Below are 24,541 nucleotides of genomic sequence, written 5' to 3' on the forward strand. Positions count from 1 at the left end.
CTATTTCTTGGGTTGGTAGGTCTGGTCTTTTGTCGGGAATTCGCGCGCGCGAACATCCTGCGCGTATTGGGCCACCTTGTCGGTGATTTCATCCGCGAGATTGCCATATTTTTTCACGAAGCGCGGCACGCGCTCGAACATGCCGAGCATATCGTCCACCACCAGCACCTGCCCGTCGCACTCGGCAGAGGCGCCAATTCCGATGACCGGGATTTCGAGCGATTGGGTGAGCGATACGGCGATCGGTTCGACCACGCCTTCGACCACGACCGAGAAGGCTCCCGCGGCCTGCACGGCCTTGCCGTCGGCGATGATCTTGGCGTGTTCTTCCTGGCTGCGTCCACGCGCGCCGTACCCGCCCAGCGCGTTTACCGCCTGCGGCGTGAGACCGATATGCGCCATCACCGGGATGCCGCGCTGCGAGAGGAAGCGAATCGTTTCCGCCATCGCCTCGCCGCCTTCCAGCTTGACCGCCGCACAACCGGTTTCGGCCATGATCCGGCTGGCGCTCTCGAACGCCTGCTGCGGACTCCCTTCGTAAGAACCAAAGGGCATGTCGACCACTACCACCGAATGATAGCTGCCGCGCACGACTGCCGCGCCGTGCGCGCACATCATATCGAGCGTCACCTGCAAGGTGGAGGGAAGACCGTAGATGACCTGGCCGAGTGAATCGCCCACCAGCAGGATGTCGCAATGTTCGTCGAGCAGCTGTGCCTGCCGCGCGGTGTAGGCCGTGAGCATGACCAGCGGTTGCTTGGTCTCGCCATCCGCCTTGCGGTTCTGGATTTTCGGCACTGTCAGCCGCTTCATCGGCTGCGGGGTGGGGGTGGCTCGGCTCGTCGCCGTATCTAGCTGGAAGGTCGTCGACATAGCGCGCCTGCTAGCCCGACTATGGGACAAAGGCAAAGCCGGGGCCTCGACGAAGCGGCAGAAACATTGCAGAAGCGCGACCAACCGAAATCGGATGCGCGCAAGATCAAGCAGCGCAGGGAGAGCACATTCATGGTCGCAACATCGACGAGCACGAGCGAGGGTTGGTCCTCGCGATCCGCCTTTATCCTCGCCGCCATCGGCGCGGCGGTGGGATTGGGAAACATCTGGCGTTTCCCGACTTTGGCGGGGGAAAGCGGGGGCGGTGCCTTCGTCATCTTCTATATCGGCTGCGTCTTCCTGCTGGGTCTGCCGCTCGTCCTTTCGGAAATTTTCATCGGCCGCGCTGGCCAGACCGACGCGGTCGGTTCGATTCGCAAGGTCGCGCGTGACTCGAACGTTTCGCAAGCGTGGAGCATCTTCGGCGGCATTGGTGCGCTGGCGGCGTTCCTGATCCTGTCCTTCTATTCAGTCGTGGCCGGGTGGGTGCTCTACTACGCCGGTGTTTTCGGGGCGGATCTGATCCAGGCGATCGGCGCGGGCGACCCCTTCCGCAGCGCGCTTGCCGGTGAGAGCCAGGCGATGATCGAAGGCCGCATGGGCGACCTGTTCGGCAATGTCGGCCTGCTGCTCGCAATGCATTTCTGTTTCATGGGCGCGACGCTGTTTATTGTGGCGCGTGGCGTGCATTCCGGGATCGAGGCCGCCGCGACGATTTTGATGCCGATGTTCTTCGTCCTGCTGGTCGGAATCACGATCTACGGCGCGATTGTCGGCGATCTGACCGATACGCTCGCCTTCCTGTTCACGCCGGACTGGAGCAAGCTGACGCCTGCGGTGATGAATTCCGCGCTGGGCCAGGCGCTGTTCTCGCTCTCGCTGGGCGTGGCGGGCCTCATCACCTACGGCTCCTACATCAAGGGATCTGATGGGCTCGGCGGCACTGCAGCACTGATCGCGGTTGCCGACACGGGTGTGGCGCTGCTTGCCGGTCTGATGATCTTCCCGGTGGTCTTCGCGGTAGGGCTGGATCCGGCCGCAGGGCCGACGCTGGTGTTCCAGAGCCTGCCCTTCGCTTTCCAGTCGATGCCTGCTGGTGCGCTGATCGGCTTCCTGTTCTTCATCCTGATCCTGGTGGCGGCGGTCACCAGCTCGATCTCGCTGCTCGAGGTGCCGACGGCGTGGGGTATCGGGGAGCTGGGCTGGAAGCGGGGTACCTCGGCCACGGTCTTCGGCGTGGGCGCGTTCCTCATCGGCATATTCTGCCTGCTTGGTTACAACGTGCTGGCAGACGTGCACCCGCTGGGCTTTTGGCCGTTGTTTGCCGATCTCGACATTCTCGACACTGTCGACGGGTTCACCGGCAAGGTCATGCTGCCGCTGGGCGCGCTGCTGACTTCGCTATTCGTCGGATGGCGCGCCGACCGGCGAATGGTGCAGCAGGTAACCGGCCTTTCGGCAGGCATGTTTGCGCTGTGGCGCTTCCTGATCGCATGGCTGTGCCCCATTGCGGTGACCATCATTCTGGTGACGGGACTGTTCCCCAGCATCCTGGGCTAGGAAAAATTCGGCTTCACGAGGTCAAAGAGTTGTAATATTGGCGCAGACGCGGTCGGCAGGGCGGGGAGGGCTCGCTTCCGGACCGTGGATAAGCGCCCATGATCTTCGGCCGCGTGAAGCCGCTCGATGCCATTCTGGCGACGGCGGAGAAGAAGTCTCTCCATCGCACTCTCGGTTGGTTCCAGTTGATGCTGTTCGGCATCGGCTGCGTGATCGGCACCGGGATTTTCGTGCTCACCGCAGCGGGCGCTCAGAAGGCCGGGCCCGGCCTGATGCTTGCCTTCGCGATCGCAGGTGCGGTCTGCATCATCGCGGCGCTCTGCTACGCAGAGATCGCCTCCATGATCCCCGTCGCGGGTTCTGCCTACACCTACAGCTACGCCAGCGTGGGCGAGTTTCTCGCCTGGACTGTGGGCTGGGCGCTGATCATGGAATACGCGATCGCCGCAGCAGCCGTATCGGTCGGCTGGTCCGGCTATTTCAGCGGGACTTTCCTTAACGAGCTTCTCGGAATCCAGCTACCGCCATGGCTGGCGGCAGGACCGCTGGCGCTGGGCGGCGCACCGGGCGGGCTGATCAACCTGCCCGCGCTGATCATCGCACTGCTGGTCACCGGCCTGCTGGTCGTGGGCACGAGCGAGAGTGCCAAGGTCAACGCGGTGCTGGTGCTGATCAAGGTCACCGCGCTGACGGCGTTCATCGCGCTGACCTTCACCAGCCCCTCCTTCGATGCGAGCCATTTCAATCCCTTCCTCCCTGCCGGCGTGTTCGGCGGCTTCGGCTCGGGTCTTGGCGCGGTTGGCGCAGCGGCGACGATCTTCTTCGCCTATGTGGGCTTCGATGCGGTCTCGACCGCGGCGGAGGAAACCAAAAACCCCCAGAAAAACGTACCCATCGGCCTCGTCGGATCGCTGTTGTTCTGCACGGTGTTCTACATCCTCGTCGCAGCGGGCGCGATTGGGACGATCGGCGGGCAGCCTATTATGGGGCCGAACGGCGTGCCGTTCCCCACTGGATCGGAAGAGCTCGCACGCCAGTGCGCGACCTATGCGGCGGACAAGCTGCCGCTGGTCTGCTCGAACGAGGCGCTGGCGCATGTGCTGCGCCAGATCGGCTGGTCGAGCATCGGCAACCTGCTCGGCATCGCGGCATTTCTGGCGCTGCCATCGGTGATCCTGGTGCTGATCTACGGCCAGACGCGCATTTTCTTCGTGATGGCGCGCGACGGGTTGCTGCCGGAAAGCCTCAGCCGGGTGCATCCGAAGTACAAGACGCCGCATATCGTGACCATGCTGACGGGCGGTGCCGTGGCCATAGGCGCAGCATTCTTCCCGGTCGGCAAGCTGGCGGATATCTCCAACGCGGGCACGCTCTATGCGTTCATGATGGTGGCGATTGCGTTGCTCGTGCTGCGCAGCCGTGATCCTGAGCGCAAGCGGTCCTTCCGGGTGCCGGCCGCGTGGCTGATTGCGCCGCTGACGATTGCGGGCTGTGTGTTCCTGTTCCTCAACCTGCCGTACGAGGCGATGCTGTTCCTGCCCGGATGGGGTCTGCTCGGCATCGTGATCTACTTCGCCTACAGCCGTTCGCGCAGCCATCTGGCGCGTGGGATCGTCGAAGTGGTCGACGATGTGTCGGGCGAGGAGACGATGGTGCCGATCGACCCGCCGTCTGCCTGATAAATGAAAAAGGGGGCGCAACCTTTCTGGTCGCGCCCCTTTTTTTGGTTGGGAGTGATCGCTTAGAGCGACGTTTCCTTGACGTGCTTTTCTTCCGCGTCGTCATGGACGGTCATGCCGAGCGCCATCTTGGCCACATCTAGCAGGCCCATGTCGCCGTTCCAGATTTCCGCGTTGCCCAGATCCATGCGCAGGAACAGAATGTCGGGATCATCCTTGCCGCCATCGTACCAGGCCTCGACGAAGTTATTCCAGAACTGGTCGAACCGCTCCTCACTGGTTTCCTTGGTCAGCGTGCCATGGAAGCGCGCGAACATCTTGTGATCCTCGCCCTCGAACGTGGCGGTCGCCGCACCCAGCTTGGCGAAATCGCTCTTGGTATGGGTGAAGAACCAGATCGAGCTGTTGGCATCCTTGTCGAGCTGCGGCGACATGGGGACAGCGCTTTTCGGATCGGTGTCGAGCTGGAGGAACAGGTAGGGGCTGTCGGCCAGCGCCTTCCAGAATTTCTCGCGCAGTTCGTCGGCTTTGCCTTCGTTGTATCTCATTGTGATCTCCTTTGTTTTGGCAACGAACAAGTGGGGGAGATGGTTTCGACAGGGGCCCAAGGGCGGTAGTCAGCGGGTGCTTGCGGTTGGGTGCAAAAGGGAACATAAGTGGAACAGATGAGTCGTTCCGCCATGATCCCTGATGCATTCGATACCGCCGCCGACCTTGCCTCCGTTTCGCAGGCTGAACGCTGGCGCCCGGGGCTGGGCGCCGTCGCGCAGAGCGAGATCTTCGCCTCGGGGTGCGAGGGCAGCGGGGCAGGCGCGGCATTGGCGCTCGCGCTCGATGCGTGGCGCTCCCGCCCGCGTGCGGAGGGCGAAGAGGTGGAGGATCGCCGTGGCGTGGTATGGGTGCAGACCCGCGCCGCAGTGAAGCGCGGCGGTCGCCCGTTTCGCCCCGGCCTGCCGCCGGAAATCCGCCACCGCCTGATCCATGTGATTGCCGAGAAGGATGAGGACGCGCTGTTTGCGCTGGAAGAGGCGGTGCGCTGCCGCGACATCGCCTTCGTGATCGGCGAGATCGTGGGCAGCCCCCGCGCGCTCGATTTCACCGCCTCGCGCCGGCTGACGCTGGCGGCGGAGCGGCATGGCATCCCGTTGACGCTGGTGCGGCTCGACGGGACGCGCGACCTTTCCTCCGCAAGGCAGCGCTGGGCGGTGCAGGCTGCGCCTTCCGCTCGTCCCCAGTGGAACCGTCAGGCACCGGGCGTGCCTGCATGGCAGGCCGAACTGTTCCGCGCGCGCAGCCATCCGCCGGGCACGTGGCGGCTGAGCGAGGATGCGGGGCGATTGGTGGTAGAGCGAGGCAATACTCCGGAAATCCGCCCGATTCCCATCCGCAGGGCAAGACATCGCAATCTGGTGAACCCAAAGATTTCCGTTCGTGCTGAGCCTGTCGAAGCACTGTCTTTCACTTTGGTGGGCGCGACACCTGAAGAAAGGGCAGCCCTTCGACAAGCTCAGGGCGAACGGTAATAGAGGTGGCTATGGGGAGGGAGCAGGGCTCCTCCCGCCGCATCCTTTCGATCTGGCTCGCGGCTTTCGCGATCGATCGCTGGCGGCTTGGTGAAGGCTGCACGCGGGGCGAAGGTGCGGACGCGCAGCCGCTGGTCCTGATTACCGAGACCGCGCACGGCCCGCGCATCCAGTCCGCCAACATCGCGGCGCGCAATGCAGGCGCGCGGATCGGCACCATGCTCGCCGATGCGCGCACGCTGTGCCCCTCGATCGTCGCCGTGCCGGCCGATCCGGCGGGCGATCTCGCCGAACTGGAGAAGCTCGCGGCATGGGCCATGCGCTGGGGCCCATGGTCCGCGCTCGATCCGCCCGACGGGCTGCTGGTCGATGTAACGGCGGTCGCGCATCTGTTCGGCGGCGAGGCGAAGCTGCTGGCGGACGTCCACCATGCCTTCGACACACGCGGCTTCGCGATCCGCGCTGCCATCGCACCCACCGCAGGCGCGGCGTGGGCACTGGCGCATTACGGGCCGGATCGCAGCATTCTCGCGCCACCTTCTCCCTCGTCATTGCGAGCGACCGGAGGGAGCGCGGCAATCCAGAGCAGCGAGCGCAACCGCCCTGGATCGCCACGGGGCTGCGCCCCTCGCGATGACGGGGGAGGGCGTGATGCCCCGCGCGATGCTTCATGGATGGAAGCGCGCCTGTCCGACCTGCCCGTGGCGGCGCTGCGGCTCGACGACGATGTGCTCACCGTGCTGCGGCGGCTCGGCCTCAAGCGGCTGGGTGAACTGGGTACGGTGGGCCGCGATGCGCTCCACCGCCGGTTCCGCAATCGCAAGTCGCCCGCCGCCAATCCGCTGGTGCGGATGGACCAGTTGCTCGGCCGCGTGCCCGAACCGCTGTTGCCGGTGGTGCCGCGGCAGGTGCCGCTGGTGCAGCGGCGGCTGATGGAGCCGATCCGCCACCGCGCGCTGCTCGACACCGTGCTGGGCGATCTTGCCGCAGACATGGTCCGCGAGCTCGAAGGCGCGGGGCAGGGCGCGCGCCGCCTCGACCTCGGCCTGTGGAGAGTCGACGGAGAGGTTGCCGTCAAGACGCTCGAACTCGCCGCCGCGACGCGCGATGCGGCGCATATCGTGCGGCTGTTCGGCGAAAAGCTGGACGATATCGACGCGGGCTTCGGGATCGAGCTGGTTCGCCTGCGCGCGAGCTGGGCCGAACCGCTCCCCGCGAACCAGGCCGATATCGAAGCCGCCGCGCAGCGCCACGGCACCTCGCTCGCCGCCTTCGTCGACCGGCTGACCACGCGCCTTGGCCCCAAGGCGGTGCGCCGTCCGGTGCTGAAGGGAAGCCACCTGCCCGAACGGTCGCAAGGCTGGCAGCCCGCGCTCGACCCCGAGCCGCCTTCGCAGGAGAGTCTGCGGTTCCATGCGCGCCCGCTCAAGCTGCTCGACCGGGCAGAGGCGATCGCGGTGCTTTACGCCACGCCCGATGGCCTGCCGCAGCGGTTCCGCTGGCGCGGCGAGGTGCACGAGATCGCGCGGGTCGAGGGCCCCGAACGGATTGCGCCCGAGTGGTGGCGCGAGCGCGGTACGGCGCGGCTGCGCGATTACTACCGGATCGAGGACGACACCGGGCGGCGCTACTGGATCTATCGCTACGGGATCGCGGGCGACGGGCGCGGGGGCGCGCCCGAATGGTTCCTGCAGGGGCTGTACGCTTGATCCGGGCGCGTCAGTGCCCTGCGAAAGGCGTGCCGAAGATGCCCACCGCCAGCTCGGCCCAGACCAGCACCAGCGCCAGCAGGATGCCGAGTACCGCCACGACGCAGAAAGTCGGGCGACCGATCACACGGATCGCCAGTTCTATAGCCAGCGCAGTCGCGCCCAGCAGCGCAGCCGCGACCGCGAAATCGAACGGCGTCCAGTGAACCTCGCCGGTGAACTGCATTGCGACCAGCGGAGCGATGAGAATGGCGACAACAGAGCCCCACAGGGCCACGCGCCAAAGGCGACTGGCCAGGGCGGAATTGATCGAAAGATCGTCCATAATGCCTCTCCTCCAGGGCAATCATGCGCGCATTGCAGGCCAAGGGCAAGGTCCCATGCCCGCCTGTGAATAAGTGGACAAACATTTGATAAGAGGAATTTTTGCACGAGCCGCGAGGGAAGGGCTAGTCAATCCATAAGCAAGAACATATAAAGAACGCATGGGCGTTGCACCAATTCTCGACCGGCTGAAAATCCTTGCCGATGCGGCCAAGTACGATGCGTCCTGCGCCTCGTCCGGCACCGCGAAGCGCAACAGCACCAAGGGCGGGATCGGATCGACCGAGGGTATGGGCATCTGCCACGCCTACGCGCCCGACGGCCGCTGCATCTCTCTTCTGAAGATACTGCTGACCAACCACTGCATCTTCGATTGCCACTACTGCATCAACCGCAAGAGCTCGAACGTGCAGCGCGCGCGTTTCACGCCGCAGGAGGTCGCGGACCTGACGATCAGCTTCTACCGTCGCAATTATATCGAGGGGCTGTTCCTCTCATCAGGCATCATCAAGAGCAGCGATCACACGATGGAGATGATCGTGGAGGCCGCGCGCATCCTGCGCGAAGAGTATGATTTTCGCGGCTATATCCACCTCAAGACGATCCCCGAGGCGGACCCGGAGATCATCCACCGCGCCGGGTTCTACGCCGATCGCGTCTCGATCAATGTCGAACTGCCGACCGATGCGGGGCTGACGCGTCTCGCGCCGGACAAGGATGCGCGCCAGATCGAAGGCGCGCTCGGCAAGACCAGCAGCGATATCGTCGAGGCGAAGGACGCGAAGAAGCGCTTCAAGCACGCGCCGCGCTTCGCTCCGGCGGGCCAGTCGACGCAGATGATCGTTGGTGCCGATGCGGCAAGCGATGCGGATATCGTGGGCCGCGCGAGCCGATTGTACGACAGTTTCGGCCTGCGCCGCGTCTATTACAGCGCCTTCTCGCCAATTCCCGATGCCTCGGCCGTGCTGCCGCTGAAGCGCCCGCCGCTGATCCGCGAGCACCGGCTCTACCAGTCGGACTGGCTGATGCGGTTCTACGATTACCGCCCGCAGGAGATCATGCAGGCGACCGAAGCCGACGGGAACCTGCCGCTCGATATCGATCCCAAGCTCGCCTGGGCGCTGAAATTCCGCGAACGCTTCCCGGTCGATGTGAACCGCGCGAGCCGCGAGGACTTGTTGCGCGTGCCGGGGCTGGGGGTGAAGGCGGTGCAGCGCATCCTCGCCTCGCGCCGTCACCGCACGCTGAGACTGGACGATGTAGCGCGGCTGACCGTCTCAATCACCAAGGTGCGGCCCTTCATCTGCACCGTCGACTGGCGGCCCACGCTGCTGACCGACCGCGCGGATTTGCGCGCGCTTCTCGCGCCCAAGGCCGAGCAACTTGAGCTGTTCGCGGCATGACCGCGCTTCAGCACGTCCGCCCGCACGCGCACTACACCGTGCAATTGCCGCGCAGCGACGACTTCGCCTTCTGGCGCGAGCGGGCACGCTCGCTGATCCAGTGCGATATCCCGCCAGACAAGGTTGTCTGGGTCGAACCGGGCGGCAGCGGGGATCTGTTCGCGCAATCGGCTTCTGGCGATGGCATGCGCCTGCCCGAGCCGCCCGCCGACGCGCCGCCGGTGCGGGCGAGCAAACGCTACCTGAGCCTTGCGAAGAACACCGCGCTGCACCGCGACCCGCAGCGTTTTGCGCTACTCTACCGCCTGCTCTGGCGGCTCCAGCGCAATCCGCGAATCATGGAGGACAAGGCCGATCCCGATGTCCGCCGCGTCGAGGAACTCGACAAGAACGTGCGGCGCGACAGTCACAAGATGCATGCCTTCGTCCGCTTTCGGCAGATCGAGGAAGAGGATGGCGACCATTACGTCGCCTGGTTCGAGCCCGAGCATCATATCCTGCGTGCCAATGCGGGCTTCTTCCGGCGCCGCTTCGCGAGCATGCGCTGGTCGATCCTGACCCCGCAGGGCACGCTGCACTGGGATGGCGAGACGATGCGCGAAGGCCCGCCCGCGCAGAAGAGCGACGCGCCCCACGGCGACCCGGTCGAGGATCTGTGGCGCACCTATTACGCCTCGATCTTCAATCCGGCGCGGCTGAAAGTGGGGGCGATGCTCTCCGAAATGCCGCGCAAATACTGGAAGAACCTGCCCGAAGCCGCGCTCATCCCGGAATTGATCGCAGGCGCGCAGCAGCGCGAAAGCGCGATGGTGGCGGCGGGGGGACTGGAATTCGAGGAACGGCCGGAAAGTCTTGCGGCGATCGGCGAAGCGATAAGGCAGTGTCGCAAATGCCCGATCGGTTGCCTCGATAACCAGGCGGTGATGGGCGAGGGGCCGTCAGGTGCGGCCCTGATGATCGTCGGCGAGCAGCCTGGCGATCACGAGGATATGGAGGGGCGACCCTTCGTCGGGCCCGCCGGACAGCTGCTCGATGTGCATCTGGAGCGCGCAGGGATCGACCGCAGCGCCGCCTATGTCACCAACGCGGTCAAGCACTTCAAATTCACGATCAAGGCCTCTGGGCGCGGCAAGCGCCGGCTCCACCAGTCGCCCACTGCCAAGGAAATCGACACCTGCCGCTGGTGGATCGAGGGCGAGCGCGAACTGGTGAAGCCGAAGCTGGTGCTGGCGATGGGGGCGAGCGCGGCGCGCGGGCTGCTGGGCAAGACGGTGAGTATTTCCAAGGTTCGCGGGGCACCGATCCCGCTCGACGACGGCAGCGAGCTGTGGGTCACCGCGCACCCGTCCTACCTGCTGCGTCTCGATGGCGAGGCGCGCGAGAAGCAGGCTGCGCTGTTCGATGCCGATCTTGCGGCGGTACGGGCGCGGTTGGGGGAGTTGGTCGGGCAGTGAGCAACTTCCTCTATCCCGGCACCCCCGCGAAGGCGGGGGTCCAGCTTTTTTTGCAGGTCTGTGCGCCGAGAAAAGCTGGATTCCCGCCTTCGCGGGAATGACGGGGAGGGGCGGGAGCCGCACCGATGCCCGAAGCACCGCTCACCCCCGACAAGCGCCGGATAGAGGTCGACCCCGAGGGGATCGATCCGCCGCCGCGTGCGCCTTTCGTCGAGCTTGGCCTCGTCTCCTGCTTCAGCTTCCTGCGCGGGAGTTCGGATGTGGTCGATCTCGCGCTGACGGCGCGTGCGCTCGGCTACGATGCGCTCGGCATTGCCGATGCCAACACGATGGCGGGCGTAGTACGCATGCATACCGAGGCGAAGACGCTCAAGCTGCGCCCGGTAATCGGCTGCCGGATAGAGACCGCCGAAGGTCTCGCCTTCCTCGCCTACCCGAAGGACCGCGCCGCCTACGGTCGCCTGTGCCGCCTGATCAGCCATGGCCGGATGCAGACGCTTTCGGGCGAGTGGCAGGACAAGGGCGTGTGCGAGATCGACCTCGCCATGCTCGTCGCGCACAGCGAGGGTGTGCAGCTGATCCTGCTGCCGCCCGACGATCTGGAGGCGCGGTTCACGATTGCGGTGCCGAGCAATGTGGTCCCCTTCCGTACGCCTTCGTCGGAGCGGCAGCAGGGAGGCGAGACCCCGGAGCAGGTCCAGGATGACGGCAAGGTGGAGCTGACTGCACCTTTCCCGCAGCTCCTCCCGCACCTGACCGCACAATTGCCGACGCTGCGCCACCTTGCTGCCGCCTACCTCTATCGTGGGGACGACATCGCGCGGATCGACCGGCTCGACGCCATGGCGCGCGCGCACGGCCTCGCGCTGCTCGCCACGAACGACGTGCATTATCACACGCCAGAGCGCCGTCCGCTCAATGACGTCATGACGGCAATCCGTCACAAGACGACCGTCGAGGCCGCCGGGCAACTGCTCCATGCCAATGCCGAGCGGCACCTGAAATCGCCGCAAGACATGGTTCGTCTGTTCGCCCGCTGGCCTCATGCCATCATGACGTCACGCGATATCGCCGATGCCTGCGACTTCTCGCTCGACGAGTTGCAATACGAATATCCGGATGAGATCCTGCCCGATGGCATGGCCCCGCAGGCTTTCCTGGAACAGGAGACTTGGGAGGGCGCAAAAAGACGCTATCCCAGTGGCTTGCCGGAAACTGTTCGTGCAACGCTTGAGAAAGAGCTGGCGCTGATCGGCAAGCTCGATCTTGCGCGCTATTTCCTGACTATCAAGGATATCGTCGATTTCGCGCGGACCGGCGTTGATCCGCCGATCTTGTGCCAGGGGCGCGGCAGCGCGGCCAATTCCGCGGTTTGCTACGTACTCGGCATCACCAGCGTCGATCCGGCCAAGCACGCGCTGCTGTTCGACCGCTTCATTTCCGAGGAGCGCAAGGAGCCGCCCGATATCGACGTCGATTTCGAGCACGAGCGGCGTGAGGAAGTGATCCAATACCTCTATCGCAAATATGGCCGCCACCGCGCCGGGCTGTGCGCCACCGTCATCCACTACCGCCCGCGCATGGCGATCCGCGAGGTGGGCAAGGCGATGGGTCTGTCGGAAGACGTCACGGCCTCGCTCGCGCGCACCGTCTGGGGTGGCTGGGGGCGCGAGATCGGCGAGAAACATGTGACGGAAACGGGCATGGACGTCACCGATCCGCACCTCAAACGTGTTCTCAAACTCACGCAGCAAATGATTGGAATGCCGCGACATCTCTCGCAGCATGTCGGCGGGTTTATTCTCACGCAGGGCGACCTGATCGAGACCGTGCCGGTGGGCAACGGCGCGATGCCCGATCGTAGCTTCATCGAATGGGACAAGGACGATATCGAGGCGCTGGGCATCCTCAAGGTCGATGTGCTGGCGCTGGGCATGCTGACCTGCATCAAGAAGTGCTTCGATCTGCTGGAGGATCACCACCAGCGCCCGCTGCAACTCGCCACCGTGCCGCGCGAAGACCCGGAGACCTACGCGATGCTGCGCAAGGGGGATTCGCTGGGCGTATTCCAGGTCGAAAGCCGCGCGCAGATGAACATGCTCCCGCGCCTGCGCCCGCGCGAGTTCTACGACCTCGTCATTCAGGTTGCGATCGTGCGGCCCGGCCCGATCCAGGGCGACATGGTGCATCCCTATCTGAAGCGGCGCCGGGGTGCCGAACAGGTGGTGATCCCCGCGCCGAGCCCGCGGCATGGGCCCCCGGACGAGCTATCAAGCATTCTCGAACGCACGCTCGGCGTGCCGATCTTCCAGGAACAGGCGATGAAAATCGCGCTCGATGCCGCGAAATTTTCCAGCCTCGAAGCAAACCGCTTGCGCAAGGCGATGGCGACCTTCCGCAGCCGCGGGATGGTGGACGAACTGCAAGACATGATGGTCGAGCGGATGGTGAACCGCGGCTACGACCGCGACTTTGCCGAGCGGTGCTTCAACCAGATCCGCGGCTTTGGTGAGTACGGCTTTCCCGAGAGCCATGCGGCCAGCTTCGCGCACCTCGTCTACGTCTCCAGCTGGCTCAAGTGCCACTTCCCGGCGGCCTTCGCCTGCGCGCTGCTCAACTCGCAGCCGATGGGCTTCTACGCCCCCGCACAGATCGTGCGCGATGCGGCCGAGCATGGCGTCGGCGTGCTGGCGGCGGATGTGAACTGCTCGGACTGGGATTGTACGCTGGAGGACATTCCTCCCCCACCGGGGAAGGGTGACCGCGCGAAGCATGGGGGATGGGCATCGTTCGAAACTGCACCCGTGCCCCTTCACCATCCTGCGGATGGTCCCCCTCCCCGTGGCGGTGAGGATCGAGGAAGGCTCGACCGCCACATCGCGCTTCGTCTCGGCCTGCGCCAGATCGACGGCCTACCCGAGCATATCGCGGCAAAGCTGGTCGCCGAGCGGGTAGAGCGCGGCCCCTACCGCGACGTCGCCGAACTGCGCGACCGCGCGGGGCTTTCCCCCTCGCATGTCGAGCGGCTTGCCAGCGCCGATGCCTTCCAGTCGCTCAATCTGCCGCGCCGTCAGGCGCTGTGGGACGCGCGCAGCCTGATCGCCGCGCCCGACCTGCCGCTGTTCCGCGCGGCGGCGGAGCGTGACGAGGGGGCGGAGAAGGCGCGCACCGCGCTGCCCCTCATGCCGCTCAGCGAAGAAGTGGTCGCCGATTACCAGACCACCCGGCTCAGCCTGAAGGCGCACCCGATGGCGTTCCTGCGTGCAGACCTTGCCGAGCGCGGCTTCGTGCGTGCGTGCGACCTGCGCGAGCGCAAGTTTCGCAGCATGGTGCAGGTTGCAGGCGTGGTGCTGATCCGCCAGCGGCCGGGCAGTGCCAAGGGGGTGTGCTTCATCACGCTGGAGGACGAGACGGGGGTGGTGAACCTGGTCGTGTGGCCCGATCTCAAGGAAAAGCAGCGCAAGGTGGTAATGGGCGCGCGGCTGATGGAGGTGCGCGGCCGGGTCGAGTATGATGACGAGGTGATCCACGTCATCGCCCAGCATATGACCGACGCGACGCACATGCTCTCGCGCCTGTCGGACGATACGCTGCAATACCAGCTGGCACGCGCGGACCACGTGAACAGCCCGCTACCGAGCGGGAAGATCAATCCGCGCGATGACTTGCGTCAGGGGGCCGACGATCCTGCCCATCAGAGTGCCATCCGGCCGCGCGACCTGATCGACGAATTGCCCAATACCGGCGGGCACCCTCGCAATGTCCGGATCATTCCCAAGTCGCGCGACTTTCATTGACGATGCCCCATACTCCGCGCGACTTTGAAAGGCTGAGAACGCTCGCACGCTTCCTGCGGCCGTTCGCCCGGTTCAGCAGCGACCGGCGAGTGCTCACGATCCTCATCTTGATCGCCGTGCTGGTGGCAGGCCGCGCATGGCTTGCCGAGCATCCGGGTAGCAACCCGTGGGCGCCGCTCGACCTGCGCGACGAGCCGGGCTGGGCAACCCGTACCAAGATCGCAGCCTTGCGCGATGACCCAGCGCAATGCCGCGCGGTGCTGGAACGGAGCGAAGTCGCGTTCACCTCGCTAGATCCCGTGGGTGAGGGCGCTTGCCGGCGGGAGAACCGCATTTTGCTAAGCGAGTTCCCCTATGCTGGCGACCGCCCCGACACCAGCTGCGCGGTCGCCGCCGCGCTGGAGATATGGCGGCGCGACAGCGTGCAGTCCGCCGCGCACGAAATCTTCGGGCAGGACGTCGCGCGGATCGACCATTTCGGCAGCTTCAGCTGTCGCCGCCTCTACGGCCGGGACGAAGGCCCGTGGAGCGAGCACGCCACCGGCAACGCGATCGACATTGCAGGCTTTGTATTGGCAGACGGCACTCGCATTGCAGTCGTCAACGACTGGCAGGGCGATGGCGACAAGGCCCGGTTTCTCCGTCGTGTGCGCGATGGCGCGTGCCCAGCGTTCGGCACCGTGCTCTCACCCGACTATAACGAAGCGCACAGCGATCACTTTCACCTGGACCAGGAACCGCGGGGAATGGGCGGCGTGTGCCGCTAGTCCGCAGCCTTACGCGAAGCGGAGAACCACAGCCACCCGGCTGCGCAAACCATCACGCCAAGCCACAGATAATATCCGGAATGGAAGGCGACGATCGAATTCATGCCCGAATCGTCCGGGATATTACGCCAGGCCAACGCGCTGACGACTGCCAGTGCAAGCAGCACGGCGCTGATCTGCAAGGTTCGGCGCCTTGCCGCCTCGCCTCGCCACGCGCCGTAGATCAGAGCGAACAGGAAGACGGGGTTGGCATAGGCCGCGAACTGGAAGGTCATCCACCCCAAAAACGTGCCGAGGAACAGCACCATCCAACCTGCAAATGTCTGGTCCTCGTTGACGTGATCGGTGGTCGCTACCGGCAGGAACAGCGCAAGGGTCCAACCCGCGATCAAGACTGCCGGGACCGTGTAGCGCGGCCAACGACTCGCCGTCACACCGCCTCGATCGCATACCCGGCGGAACGAACGGTACGGATGGGGTCCTTCGCGCCTTCCAGTTCCAGCGCCTTGCGGAGGCGCCGGATGTGCACATCGACCGTGCGCAGCTCGATATCGCTGCCCGTGCCCCATACGCCGTCGAGCAGCTGCCCACGGCTGAACACGCGACCGGGGCTTTCCATGAAGAACTTGAGCAGTCGGTATTCGGTTGGCCCTAGCTGGAGCATGCGCCCGCGCCGCTCGACCTTGTGCGCCACCGGATCGAGCCGGATGTCGCCCACTTCGATCGCTTCCCCGGCAAGGGCAGGGCGGATGCGGCGCATCACCGCCGCCACCCGGGCAAGCAGCTCGCGCGGGCTGAAGGGCTTGGTCAGATAGTCGTCGGCACCGGTTTCGAGGCCGCGTACGCGGTCGTCCTCCGCCTCGCGCGCGGTCAGCATGATGATCGGCACGTGCGCGGTTTCCTTGTCGCGGCGCAGCCGGCGGCAGACTTCGATCCCGCTGGTGCCTTCGATCATCCAGTCGAGAATGATGAGGTCGGGCACATCCTCGCTCGCCATCAGCAGCGCTTCGTCACCATCTGCGGTGACGCGCACCTGGTAGCCTTCGTTGGCGAACCGGAATTCGAGCAGCTCGGCGAGCGCCGGATCGTCTTCGACAAGGATCAGCTTGGCTGATGGCACGGCAGGTCTCGCAATCCGCGGGCTATCTTGCCCGTTGGGTGGGGGTGACGAGGGATCAACTATCGTCGTCCAGCGGGTAGTCGCCCGTGGCCGCAAAATAGACCATCTCGGCTACATTGGTCGCATGGTCGCCGATCCGCTCGATATTGCGGGCGACGAACAGCAGCTGCGCAGCGCTTGAAATCGTCGCAGGATTTTCGACCATATGACTGACAAGATTGCGAAAAACCGAATTATAGAACGCGTCGACCTTCTTGTCCGACGCGATCACTTCGAGCGCCAGGGCCGGATCGCGCGCCGCATAGGCGGTTAGCACGTCATGGACCATTTCCGCGGCCACCTCGCCCATCGCAGGCAGCAGGGTCAACGGTTCGAACCGGGTACGCCCTTCGATGTGGCCCACGCGCTTGGCGATGTTCTTGGAATAGTCGCCGATCCGTTCGACCACGCCGGCGATTTTCAGCGCTGCAATGACTTCGCGCAGATCGTCGGCCATCGGCGCCCTCAGGGCGATGATCTTGACGGCCAGCCTGTCGACCTCGCTCTCGAGCGTGTCGAGCTTGCGGTCGTCCGCCACGATCCGCTCGGCCAACTCTTCGTCGCCGCGGATAAGTGCGTCGAGCGCACCCTCCAGGGCGGTCTCGGCAAGGCCGCCCATCTCGGTGATGAGCCCGCGAAGCCGCGTGATGTCCTCGTCGAAGGCTTTGACTGTGTGTTCGGCAATCATCCGTATCGTCCGGTGATATAGTCTTTGGTTCGTTCTTCGAGCGGATTGGTAAATATCTGGTCCGTCGGGCCATATTCTACCATCTTTCCGAGGTGGAAGAAGGCCGTCCGCTGGCTGACGCGTGCCGCCTGCTGCATCGAATGGGTCACGATCACGATGGCGTAGCGCCCCGCGAGTTCGTCGATCAGTTCCTCGATCTTTGCGGTCGCGATGGGATCGAGCGCGGAGGCCGGTTCGTCCATCAGGATCACTTCGGGGTCGACCGCGATGGCGCGCGCAATGCAGAGGCGCTGCTGCTGTCCGCCTGAAAGCGCGGTGCCCGATTCACCGAGCCGATCCTTTACCTCGTTCCACAGCCCTGCGCGTTGCAGCGATCGTTCGACGACCTCGTCCAGCTCGTTCTTGCTGGCGGCGATGCCGTGAATTTTGGGACCGTAAGCGATATTGTCGTAGATCGACTTGGGGAACGGGTTGGGTTTCTGGAAGACCATGCCCACCCGCGCGCGCAGCTGCACCACATCCATCCCGCTGGAATAGATATTCTCGCCGTCGAGCTCGATATCGCCCTCGACACGGGCCGAAGGGATCGTGTCGTTCATACGATTGAGAGTGCGCAGAAAAGTCGATTTTCCGCAACCCGATGGGCCGATAAAGGCGGTGACATACTTGGTCGGGATGTCGATGGAGACATCGTCGATCGCTTTCTTTTCGCCATAGAATACCGAGACGTCGCGAGCGCGCATCTTAGGGTCGGCCGTGTCGTCCATTTCGTGAATTACGGTCACCAGCTTTTCTCGAATTTGTTGCGCAGGTAGATGGCCAGGGCATTCATGACCAGAAGGAACAGGAGCAGCACGATAATCGCCGCGCTGGTCCGTTCGATGAAACCGCGGTCGATTTCATCCGACCACAGGAAGATTTGTACCGGCAATACGGTTGCAGGCGAGGTGAACCCGTCCGGCGGGGTCGCCACGAAAGCGCGCATGCCGATCAGGAGAAGCGGTGCGGTTTCACCCAGCGCACGCGCCATCCCGATGATCGTGCCGGTGAGAATCCCCGGCAATGCGAGCGGGAGGACGTGGTGGAAGACGACCTGAACGGGCGATGCTCCGATTGCCAACGCCCCATCGCGGATCGATGGCGGCACTGCCTTGATGGCGTTGCGGCCAGAAATCACGATCACGGGCATCGTCATCAAAGCGAGCGTCATGCCGCCGATCAACGGTGCCGAGCGCAGATTCGGAAATATCCATAGGAAAACCGCAAGCCCCAGCAGCCCGAAGATAATCGAGGGCACCGCCGCGAGGTTGTTGATCGAAACCTCGATAATGTCGGTCCAGCGGTTCCGCGGCGCGTATTCTTCCAGATAGAGCGCGGCTAGGACGCCGACTGGAAAGGCAAGCGCGAGGGTGATGATCATAGTCAGGATCGAGCCCTTGAGCGCGCCCCAGACACCGACCTGTTGGGGGTCGGTCGCATCCGATCGGGTAAGGAAGCCCCAGTCGAAACGTTTTTCCAGCACGCCCGCGTTTTCGAGCTGGCTGGCGAGGGCCTGCATTTCGGGCGAGCCTTCGCCATCCATTCCCATCGCCAGATCGCCGCTGGACGGCAGCCAGAAGGTCTCTTGCCGATTGATGAGCGAGGGATCGGCAGTGATCGACGCTGCAACGTCCCGCCACGCTTGTTCGCTCAACTGCTGCGCACCTGCCTCGCCGAGGTGCTGTTCGGCGGCGAATTGCACAATCTGCGGCAAGCCCTGCATCTCTAGCGTCTGGATCGCACCGGGCTGGCTCAGCGACCTTTGATCGCCTGCAAGGCCGGATTGCGCGAAATCGATCGGGACCTGCAATTCGGCACGCTGGAAGCCGCCAATGCCGTTGATCGTCATGTTTCCGAGCAGCACGAACAGGATCGCGATCGAAATGAGGATCGCGAACAGTCCGAATATCTTGAATCGACGCTCCTGCGCGTAGCGCGCCTTCAGCCGCTTCTCGAACGCCTTCGTGCGAGTCGGCTGTCTCGTCTCGGTCATTGCGGGATCACTCATTACTCGTACGCCTCCCGGAAGCGTTTGACGACACGCAGCGCGATGAAGTTCAGCAACAGCGTCACCATGAACAACACGAAGCCAAGCGCGAAGGCGCTGAGCGTAGCGGGATGGTCGAAGCTTCCTTCGCCTGTCAGCAGGGCGACGATCTGCACCGTCACGGTGGTCATCGATTCTAGCGGATTAGCGCTCAGATTGGCGGCGGTGCTGGCGGCCATCACCACGATCATCGTCTCCCCGATCGCGCGGCTGACGGCGAGCATAACGCCGCCGACAATCCCGGGGAGGGCGGCCGGGATCAGCACTTTCTTGATCGTTTCGGACTGGGTGGCACCCATAGCCAGGCTTCCGTCGCGCATCGCGCTCGGCACGGCGGCAATCGAATCGTCGGCCATCGAGGAAACGAAGGGGATGATCATCACCCCCATCACCAGACCTGCTGCGAGCGCGCTTTCCGAAGATGCGTTGGATATGCCCACTGCCTGCGCCGCATCGCGGATCGCCGGGGCGACGGTCAGCGCGGCGAAGTAGCCGTAGACGACCGTCGGTACGCCGGCGAGAATCTCGAGCGCGGGCTTGATGATCTTGCGCCAGCGCGAACTTGCGTACTGTGTCAGATAGATCGCGCTCATCATGCCGAGCGGAATGGCCACGATCATGGCGATGATCGCACCGATGAAGATCGTACCCCAGAACAGCGGGATCGCACCGTAGCGATCGCCCTGCGGCGCAGCGGCGTTCGCCATAGGATCGGGGTTCCAGCTCAATCCGAACAGGAAATCGATCGGGGAGACCATGCCGAAGAACCGGATCGTCTCGAACACCAGGCTCGCCAGGATTCCGAAGGTCGTCAGGATCGCGACCAGCGAGGCCAGCAGCAGCAGGCCCATCACGGTGCGTTCCACCTTTACCCGCGCGGCAAAGGCAGGCTTCACGCGGGTATAGGCCCACAGCCCGAGAATGATTGCCATGGCGATGGCAAACGCGAGACCGACCAAGCTGTAGAATTGCTGCGCCTCGCGAAACGGTTCAACCAGTCCCTGCGCGGCCGGGTTGAACACTGCGGCGGCGTTGCCACTGGCGACCGCGCGTGCCTCGGCCAGAATCGACTGGCGTTCGAAACCGAAGGCGGGAAGATCCTGCGCCGCGGGTGAGGCAAGAACCCATTGATCGACAAGCGCGGGCGAAAGCGTCGTCCAGACAACCGCGAACACGGTTAGCGGCAGGGCCACCCAGATCGCGACGAACCAGGCGTGATAACCGGGACGGGCGGAAACACGGCGGGGGTCGGCCCCACGCGTGAACGCACGAGCCTTCGCGCGGCCGGCAAGCCAACCCGCCAGACCGAGGCCTAGTGCAAGCAGGAAAAGAAATGCGGGAGACATGCTGCGGGCGGGGTCCCTCAATCCTCGATCGGGGAGCATCGCATCGGATCAGCCCCTCGAATGTCCATAATCAGGTGAAACGTCGCTTTTCAAATGAAGCGCGCGCTCGCGTTGTTGAAACTATGTGGCAGTGTGATGACAGTCGGTCACGAACAGGCCGGATTGTCTCGCAAGAATGAGCCAGCTTATCCTCCATCCTGGCTTGATCCAGCCGTTTCCGTGGTTGGAGTTGGGACGGGAAACTTGACGATACCGTCACGTGGCAAGCGCACTGTGACCGTGGTGCCACGGCCGAGTTCGCTTTCGATGTCGAGCCTGCCGTGATGGCGCTCTACGATGTGCTTCACGATCGCCAACCCCAGTCCCGTCCCGCCCGACATACGGCTGCGGCCGGGATCCGTGCGGTAGAACCGGCGTGTAAGGTGCGGCAGGTGCTCGGGTGCAATTCCCTCGCCGCGATCCTCGACCTCGATCTTGGCCTCGCCGAGCGAAGATTCGCTCAATCGAACATCCACCGGCGTTCCCGGGCGGCCATATTTCAAGGCATTGTCCACAAGGTTGCGCACAAGCTGCTCGAGTTGTTGAGGGTCGCCCCGCACTTCGAAATCGCCGTCTTGCGAGTATTGTACGCGTTCGGCCCGATCGAGCCCGGCGCCTTCGCGTGCGGCACGTTCGACAAGTGCGTTGAGCGCCACCGGTTCGTCCGGGCGGTCGTGCTTTTCCGCTTCCACGCGAGAGAGCGACATCAGGTCGCTGACAAGGTTTTGCAGCCGCCGGGCTTCGCGCAGGATCGTGTCGAGGAATTTTTTCGCCGTCTCGCTGTCGATATCGTCGGGATGTTCGCTCAGCGTTTCGACGTAGCCGATGATCGACGACAGCGGTGTGCGCAGTTCATGGCTGGCATTGGCGACGAAGTCCGTGTGCGCGCGGCTCACATCCGATTCGGCCGTCTTTGACACCAGTTCGATCACAGACGTCCGGTCGTCGACGGCAAACCGGCTAACCCGCCACACATCCTTGCGCCGTACCAGGCCGGAAACGATCGCTTCACCGTGAGTGTCCGAGTTCATCATCGCGATGGCGCGCGGATGGCGAATCGCAACGCGCACATCCTGTCCGATGACATGACGCCCGAGAAGCGCGCGGGCGGAGGCGTTGGCGATCACCACCCTTTTGCGGTCCACCAGCAACAGCGGCGAATGCGCATTCTCGATCATCCCGATCAGGTTCTCTCGAGAAATGCCTTCCTGTCGCTGATCGGCGATCACTAGCGGCTCCTGCGGCTGACTGATCAGCAATGTCAGCGACCAGACAACCCAGACGGCAATGGCGTAAGGCGCGAGCACACCAGCCACCATCAGCAGTACGGCGGCCACTGCGGCGATCATCAGGCCAGCCCAGGGCAGGGTATGCGACTTGTGCATGGCGGTCGGCCTAGGGGGATTCGAAGAGTTTCGCCAGTGCGCTCGGGCGCGCCAGCGCAACTGCGCCACAATCGACGCTCCAACCTTTCGAAAGGGGGGGCGGCGCTCCGGCAAACATGTCGCCCCGCACCAGTTTTCCGAATGGTGACCCCTACGGGAATCGAACCCGTGTTTCAGCCGTGAAAGGGCCGCGTCCTAACCGCTAGACGAAGGGGCCACATCCGGAAAGGCTTCTTGGCGGATCGGCGAAGTACCGACAGCGCCGAAGCGAGCCGCGCACTTAGGGGGGTGTGCGCGGGGGGTCAAGCCCACAATCATGCGAAATTACACCTCGACCAGCGCGGCGTCTTCCAGGTGCAACTCGGCACGAGGGGTATTGGCCCAGGTATCCACCTTTGCCCGCCCTGCGAGCCACAGGTGAGTTCCCGGCGCGAGCTGCAGCAAAGCCTGTCCCCACTCGGTATCCGCGACCCGGAAAGCGATCGCTTTTATCGAGCCGCCGTCGCGCGATCCCGCAACAAGACGGACATGATCGCTACCCACCCGGTCGATCTTCACGACGTGCACGGGACCAATCGCGATTCGTGGCCCCGGCCATCCCATGCCGTAAGGGCCGCCCCGTTCGAGCGTTTCGACCAGATCAACCGTCAGTCCACGCGGGCCGAGCGAAAGATCGAAACCGAGAGAGGCCTCCGCGCTCGCTGCCGCAACCTGCCGCTCGAGCCGCGCCTCCAGCCATTCGGCAAGCGCTTCGATCTTGTCTTCGCGCACGGTCAGGCCCGCCGCCATCGCGTGCCCGCCACCGGCCTCGAGCAAGCCTTCCTCGCGCGCAGCCATGATCGCTGCGCCCAGGTCCACGCCTGGGATAGATCGTCCCGACCCCTTGCCGAGGCCGCTTTGCGCATCGCGAGCGATCACCAGCGTGGGCTTGCCCGTCTTCTCCTTGATACGCCCCGCAACGATCCCGATCACGCCGGGGTGCCAGCCTTCCCCGTGGACGATTCGCAATGCGCGGTTCGCCTGACCCGCCACCTGCGCCTCGCCTGCTTCCTGAACCTCCGCCTCGATCGCGCGGCGTTCCTCATTGAGTTGCGACAGCTGCGCGGCGATCTGCGCGGCTTCCTCGGCGTCTTCGGTGGTGAGCAGCCGCACCCCCAGGGTCGATTCGCCCACGCGGCCGCCTGCATTGATTCGCGGACCGAGCGCAAAACCGAGATCTGAAGAGACTGGCGCCCGCATCAGTCGGCTCGCATCGATCAGCGCGCTCATCCCGGTATTCGCGCGCCGCGCCATAACCTTGAGACCCTGCGAGACGAACGCTCGGTTCAACCCGTGAAGCGCGGCGACATCCGCGACCGTGCCCAGCGCCACGAGGTCGAGCAACCCGCGTAAGTCGGGTTCTGGCCGATCCTTGAAATAGCCGCGCTCGCGCAATTTGCGCACCAGCGCGATTGCGACCAGAAAAGCGACGCCCACCGCCGCGAGATGGCCGTGGGCCGCGGCATCGTCATCCTCGTCGAGGCGGTTGGGATTGACCAGCGCGACCGCTGCGGGGCGTTCGGGCGAACATTTGTGATGATCGATCACGATCACATCGACGCCCGCGTCTCGTGCCGCCGCCAAGGCCTCGTGCGCCATTGCGCCGCAATCGACGGTCACGACGAGGCTGGAGCCTTCCTCGCCCAGCTTCACCAGCGCCTCGCCGCTCGGGCCATAACCTTCGAGCAGTCGGTCGGGGATGTAATAGCCAGCCTCGTGCCCCAGCATCCGGAACAGGCGAATCATCAGCGCAGCCGAGGTCGCCCCGTCGACGTCGTAGTCGCCGTAAAGCGTCACGGTCTCGCGGGTGAGGATTGCCTGCGCGAGCCGTTCGGCGGCGACTTCCATGTCCTGGAAGATTGCGGGGTCGGGCAGGAAGGTCGCCAGCTTTGGCTCCCGCTGCCGCTCCAGATCGTCGCGCGCGACACCGCGCGCCAGCAGGATCTGCGTGAGGATGTCGTCGCTCAGACTTGCAGAACTGTCCTCGAACTGGTTGCGACCGCCACGCCAGCGCCAGCTGCGCCCGGCGAGCGATCGCTCGACACCGCATACATAAGTCATTCCGGAAGAAGGGGCCGTGGTCGCCATGGCGTCAACTTAGCGTGCCGGGCGCGAAGAACAAAGCGCGCACCCGTTGACTTTCGACAGTGGCACCCGAGGGTGTCGGGTATGACAGAGCCCCACCTTCTCATCATATGGCACAGCCGTACCGGCGCGAGCGAGGCGATGGCGCGTGCGGCGGCTCGCGGGGCGGGAGATCGCGCGCAGTTGATGGCGGCGCAGGATGTTTCGCCCGAGAATATTCTGAGCGCCGGGGGATACCTGTTCGTGTGTCCCGAGAACCTCGCGTCGATGTCCGGTATGATGAAAGAGATGTTCGATCGCTGCTACTACCGCGTGCTCGGCAAGATAGAGGGACGTTCCTTCGCGACGATCATCGCTGCGGGTTCCGATGGGGAAGGCGCGCAGGCGCAGATCGACCGGATCGCCAAGGGCTGGCGACTGAAGCGCGTGGCGGACCCGGTGATCGTGAACATGGAAGCGCAGACGCCCGAGGAAATCCTCGCCCGCAAGACAGTGCCCGAGGAACGGCTCGAAGAATGTGCCGCGCTGGGAGAGGCGCTGGCGGAGGGTTTGGCGATGGGCGTTTTCTGACCAAACGGTTCCATATCGGAGCAAAGCGGACCATTGCCCCTCGACGCGCTCGCCC

General features: G+C 64.4%; 20 protein-coding genes and 1 tRNA gene. 9 read left to right on the plus strand and 12 right to left on the minus strand.

All coding sequences use genetic code 11. The annotated features are described in order from the left end of the window. The gene (panB, locus tag AAG591_RS03025; RefSeq protein WP_342529478.1) at window positions 1-873 is read right to left on the minus strand and encodes a 3-methyl-2-oxobutanoate hydroxymethyltransferase; all 873 of its coding nucleotides are present in this window, start codon (window positions 871-873) and stop codon (window positions 1-3) included. 21 nt (window positions 874-894) lie between these two features. On the opposite strand from panB, the gene AAG591_RS03030 reads away from it, so the two are divergent. Both AAG591_RS03030 and AAG591_RS03035 read left to right on the plus strand, forming a co-directional pair. Continuing rightward, window positions 895-2,433 carry a sodium-dependent transporter gene (locus tag AAG591_RS03030; protein ID WP_342529479.1) on the plus strand — a complete coding sequence of 513 codons (1,539 nt, stop codon included), beginning with the start codon at window positions 895-897 and terminating at the stop codon, window positions 2,431-2,433. Window positions 2,434-2,531: 98 nt separating this feature from the next. Beyond that, the gene (locus AAG591_RS03035; RefSeq protein ID WP_342529480.1) at window positions 2,532-4,112 is read left to right on the plus strand and encodes an amino acid permease; all 1,581 of its coding nucleotides are present in this window, start codon (window positions 2,532-2,534) and stop codon (window positions 4,110-4,112) included. Between the two features lie 62 nt (window positions 4,113-4,174). Here AAG591_RS03035 and AAG591_RS03040 read toward each other — a convergent pair whose 3' ends face one another. Continuing rightward, window positions 4,175-4,660 (minus strand): pyridoxamine 5'-phosphate oxidase family protein, encoded by a 486-nt coding sequence (locus tag AAG591_RS03040; RefSeq protein ID WP_342529481.1) that lies wholly within the window; start codon window positions 4,658-4,660, stop codon window positions 4,175-4,177. A gap of 117 nt (window positions 4,661-4,777) precedes the next feature. Between AAG591_RS03040 and AAG591_RS03045 the strand changes: the two genes are divergently transcribed. Both AAG591_RS03045 and AAG591_RS03050 read left to right on the plus strand, forming a co-directional pair. After that, complete coding sequence (locus AAG591_RS03045; RefSeq protein ID WP_342529482.1) at window positions 4,778-5,635, plus strand: hypothetical protein; 858 nt, start codon at window positions 4,778-4,780, stop codon at window positions 5,633-5,635. 11 nt (window positions 5,636-5,646) lie between these two features. Then, window positions 5,647-7,344 (plus strand): DUF6504 family protein, encoded by a 1,698-nt coding sequence (locus tag AAG591_RS03050; RefSeq protein WP_342529484.1) that lies wholly within the window; start codon window positions 5,647-5,649, stop codon window positions 7,342-7,344. 10 nt (window positions 7,345-7,354) lie between these two features. On the opposite strand, the gene AAG591_RS03055 is transcribed toward AAG591_RS03050, so the two are convergent. Next, window positions 7,355-7,669 carry a hypothetical protein gene (locus tag AAG591_RS03055; protein WP_342529486.1) on the minus strand — a complete coding sequence of 105 codons (315 nt, stop codon included), beginning with the start codon at window positions 7,667-7,669 and terminating at the stop codon, window positions 7,355-7,357. 160 nt (window positions 7,670-7,829) lie between these two features. On the opposite strand from AAG591_RS03055, the gene AAG591_RS03060 reads away from it, so the two are divergent. From AAG591_RS03060 to AAG591_RS03075, 4 genes are all read left to right on the plus strand, one after another. Beyond that, window positions 7,830-9,071, plus strand: a complete 1,242-nt coding sequence (locus tag AAG591_RS03060; RefSeq protein ID WP_342529487.1) for a putative DNA modification/repair radical SAM protein — start codon at window positions 7,830-7,832, stop codon at window positions 9,069-9,071. Continuing rightward, window positions 9,068-10,525, plus strand: a complete 1,458-nt coding sequence (locus AAG591_RS03065; protein ID WP_342529488.1) for a UdgX family uracil-DNA binding protein — start codon at window positions 9,068-9,070, stop codon at window positions 10,523-10,525. The genes AAG591_RS03060 and AAG591_RS03065 overlap by 4 nt, the downstream gene beginning before the upstream one ends. A 125-nt stretch (window positions 10,526-10,650) precedes the next feature. Beyond that, complete coding sequence (locus AAG591_RS03070; protein ID WP_342529489.1) at window positions 10,651-14,322, plus strand: error-prone DNA polymerase; 3,672 nt, start codon at window positions 10,651-10,653, stop codon at window positions 14,320-14,322. A gap of 2 nt (window positions 14,323-14,324) precedes the next feature. After that, complete coding sequence (locus AAG591_RS03075) at window positions 14,325-15,089, plus strand: extensin-like domain-containing protein (protein ID WP_342529491.1); 765 nt, start codon at window positions 14,325-14,327, stop codon at window positions 15,087-15,089. Here the strand turns inward: AAG591_RS03075 and AAG591_RS03080 are convergent. The 9 genes from AAG591_RS03080 to recJ all read right to left on the minus strand — a co-directional run bounded on the left by AAG591_RS03080 (window position 15,086) and on the right by recJ (window position 23,892). Then, window positions 15,086-15,523 carry a hypothetical protein gene (locus AAG591_RS03080; protein ID WP_342529493.1) on the minus strand — a complete coding sequence of 146 codons (438 nt, stop codon included), beginning with the start codon at window positions 15,521-15,523 and terminating at the stop codon, window positions 15,086-15,088. The genes AAG591_RS03075 and AAG591_RS03080 overlap by 4 nt on opposite strands. Then, on the minus strand, window positions 15,520-16,209 hold the full coding sequence (phoB, locus tag AAG591_RS03085) for a phosphate regulon transcriptional regulator PhoB (protein ID WP_342529494.1): 690 nt from the start codon (window positions 16,207-16,209) through the stop codon (window positions 15,520-15,522). The genes AAG591_RS03080 and phoB overlap by 4 nt, the downstream gene beginning before the upstream one ends. A gap of 55 nt (window positions 16,210-16,264) precedes the next feature. Then, window positions 16,265-16,936, minus strand: a complete 672-nt coding sequence (gene phoU / locus AAG591_RS03090; protein WP_342529495.1) for a phosphate signaling complex protein PhoU — start codon at window positions 16,934-16,936, stop codon at window positions 16,265-16,267. Further along, on the minus strand, window positions 16,933-17,703 hold the full coding sequence (gene pstB, locus AAG591_RS03095; RefSeq protein ID WP_342529975.1) for a phosphate ABC transporter ATP-binding protein PstB: 771 nt from the start codon (window positions 17,701-17,703) through the stop codon (window positions 16,933-16,935). The genes phoU and pstB overlap by 4 nt, the downstream gene beginning before the upstream one ends. A 14-nt stretch (window positions 17,704-17,717) precedes the next feature. Beyond that, window positions 17,718-18,983 carry a phosphate ABC transporter permease PstA gene (gene pstA, locus AAG591_RS03100; RefSeq protein WP_342529497.1) on the minus strand — a complete coding sequence of 422 codons (1,266 nt, stop codon included), beginning with the start codon at window positions 18,981-18,983 and terminating at the stop codon, window positions 17,718-17,720. After that, window positions 18,983-20,368, minus strand: coding sequence for a phosphate ABC transporter permease subunit PstC (pstC, locus tag AAG591_RS03105; RefSeq protein ID WP_342529498.1), 1,386 nt, complete (start codon window positions 20,366-20,368; stop codon window positions 18,983-18,985). The genes pstA and pstC overlap by 1 nt, the downstream gene beginning before the upstream one ends. A 185-nt stretch (window positions 20,369-20,553) precedes the next feature. After that, window positions 20,554-21,792 carry a sensor histidine kinase gene (locus AAG591_RS03110; protein WP_425341636.1) on the minus strand — a complete coding sequence of 413 codons (1,239 nt, stop codon included), beginning with the start codon at window positions 21,790-21,792 and terminating at the stop codon, window positions 20,554-20,556. Between the two features lie 142 nt (window positions 21,793-21,934). After that, window positions 21,935-22,009: transfer RNA gene (locus AAG591_RS03115), tRNA-Glu, on the minus strand. 107 nt (window positions 22,010-22,116) lie between these two features. Then, window positions 22,117-23,892 carry a single-stranded-DNA-specific exonuclease RecJ gene (recJ, locus tag AAG591_RS03120; protein ID WP_425341630.1) on the minus strand — a complete coding sequence of 592 codons (1,776 nt, stop codon included), beginning with the start codon at window positions 23,890-23,892 and terminating at the stop codon, window positions 22,117-22,119. Between the two features lie 108 nt (window positions 23,893-24,000). Between recJ and AAG591_RS03125 the strand changes: the two genes are divergently transcribed. After that, window positions 24,001-24,486 (plus strand): flavodoxin family protein, encoded by a 486-nt coding sequence (locus AAG591_RS03125; RefSeq protein WP_342529503.1) that lies wholly within the window; start codon window positions 24,001-24,003, stop codon window positions 24,484-24,486. The last annotated feature ends 55 nt before the right edge of the window (window positions 24,487-24,541 follow it).

Source organism: Citromicrobium bathyomarinum (assembly GCF_038594485.1).
GTDB classification, from domain to species: Bacteria; Pseudomonadota; Alphaproteobacteria; order Sphingomonadales; family Sphingomonadaceae; genus Alteriqipengyuania; species Alteriqipengyuania bathyomarina_A.

Excerpts from the sequence above, each read along its gene's own strand:
- pstA (WP_342529497.1), bottom strand. The coding sequence starts at position 18,983 with ATGAGTGATCCCGCAATGACCGAGACGAGACAGCCGACTCGCACGAAG.
- panB (WP_342529478.1), bottom strand. The coding sequence starts at position 873 with ATGTCGACGACCTTCCAGCTAGATACGGCGACGAGCCGAGCCACCCCC.
- AAG591_RS03075 (WP_342529491.1), top strand. The coding sequence starts at position 14,325 with ATGCCCCATACTCCGCGCGACTTTGAAAGGCTGAGAACGCTCGCACGC.
- AAG591_RS03065 (WP_342529488.1), top strand. The coding sequence starts at position 9,068 with ATGACCGCGCTTCAGCACGTCCGCCCGCACGCGCACTACACCGTGCAA.
- AAG591_RS03110 (WP_425341636.1), bottom strand. The coding sequence starts at position 21,792 with ATGCACAAGTCGCATACCCTGCCCTGGGCTGGCCTGATGATCGCCGCA.
- AAG591_RS03040 (WP_342529481.1), bottom strand. The coding sequence starts at position 4,660 with ATGAGATACAACGAAGGCAAAGCCGACGAACTGCGCGAGAAATTCTGG.
- recJ (WP_425341630.1), bottom strand. The coding sequence starts at position 23,892 with ATGACTTATGTATGCGGTGTCGAGCGATCGCTCGCCGGGCGCAGCTGG.
- AAG591_RS03035 (WP_342529480.1), top strand. The coding sequence starts at position 2,532 with ATGATCTTCGGCCGCGTGAAGCCGCTCGATGCCATTCTGGCGACGGCG.
- AAG591_RS03030 (WP_342529479.1), top strand. The coding sequence starts at position 895 with ATGGGACAAAGGCAAAGCCGGGGCCTCGACGAAGCGGCAGAAACATTG.
- pstB (WP_342529975.1), bottom strand. The coding sequence starts at position 17,703 with ATGGACGACACGGCCGACCCTAAGATGCGCGCTCGCGACGTCTCGGTA.
- AAG591_RS03055 (WP_342529486.1), bottom strand. The coding sequence starts at position 7,669 with ATGGACGATCTTTCGATCAATTCCGCCCTGGCCAGTCGCCTTTGGCGC.
- pstC (WP_342529498.1), bottom strand. The coding sequence starts at position 20,368 with ATGTCTCCCGCATTTCTTTTCCTGCTTGCACTAGGCCTCGGTCTGGCG.
- phoU (WP_342529495.1), bottom strand. The coding sequence starts at position 16,936 with ATGATTGCCGAACACACAGTCAAAGCCTTCGACGAGGACATCACGCGG.
- AAG591_RS03070 (WP_342529489.1), top strand. The coding sequence starts at position 10,651 with ATGCCCGAAGCACCGCTCACCCCCGACAAGCGCCGGATAGAGGTCGAC.
- AAG591_RS03060 (WP_342529487.1), top strand. The coding sequence starts at position 7,830 with ATGGGCGTTGCACCAATTCTCGACCGGCTGAAAATCCTTGCCGATGCG.
- AAG591_RS03050 (WP_342529484.1), top strand. The coding sequence starts at position 5,647 with ATGGGGAGGGAGCAGGGCTCCTCCCGCCGCATCCTTTCGATCTGGCTC.
- AAG591_RS03125 (WP_342529503.1), top strand. The coding sequence starts at position 24,001 with ATGACAGAGCCCCACCTTCTCATCATATGGCACAGCCGTACCGGCGCG.
- AAG591_RS03045 (WP_342529482.1), top strand. The coding sequence starts at position 4,778 with ATGAGTCGTTCCGCCATGATCCCTGATGCATTCGATACCGCCGCCGAC.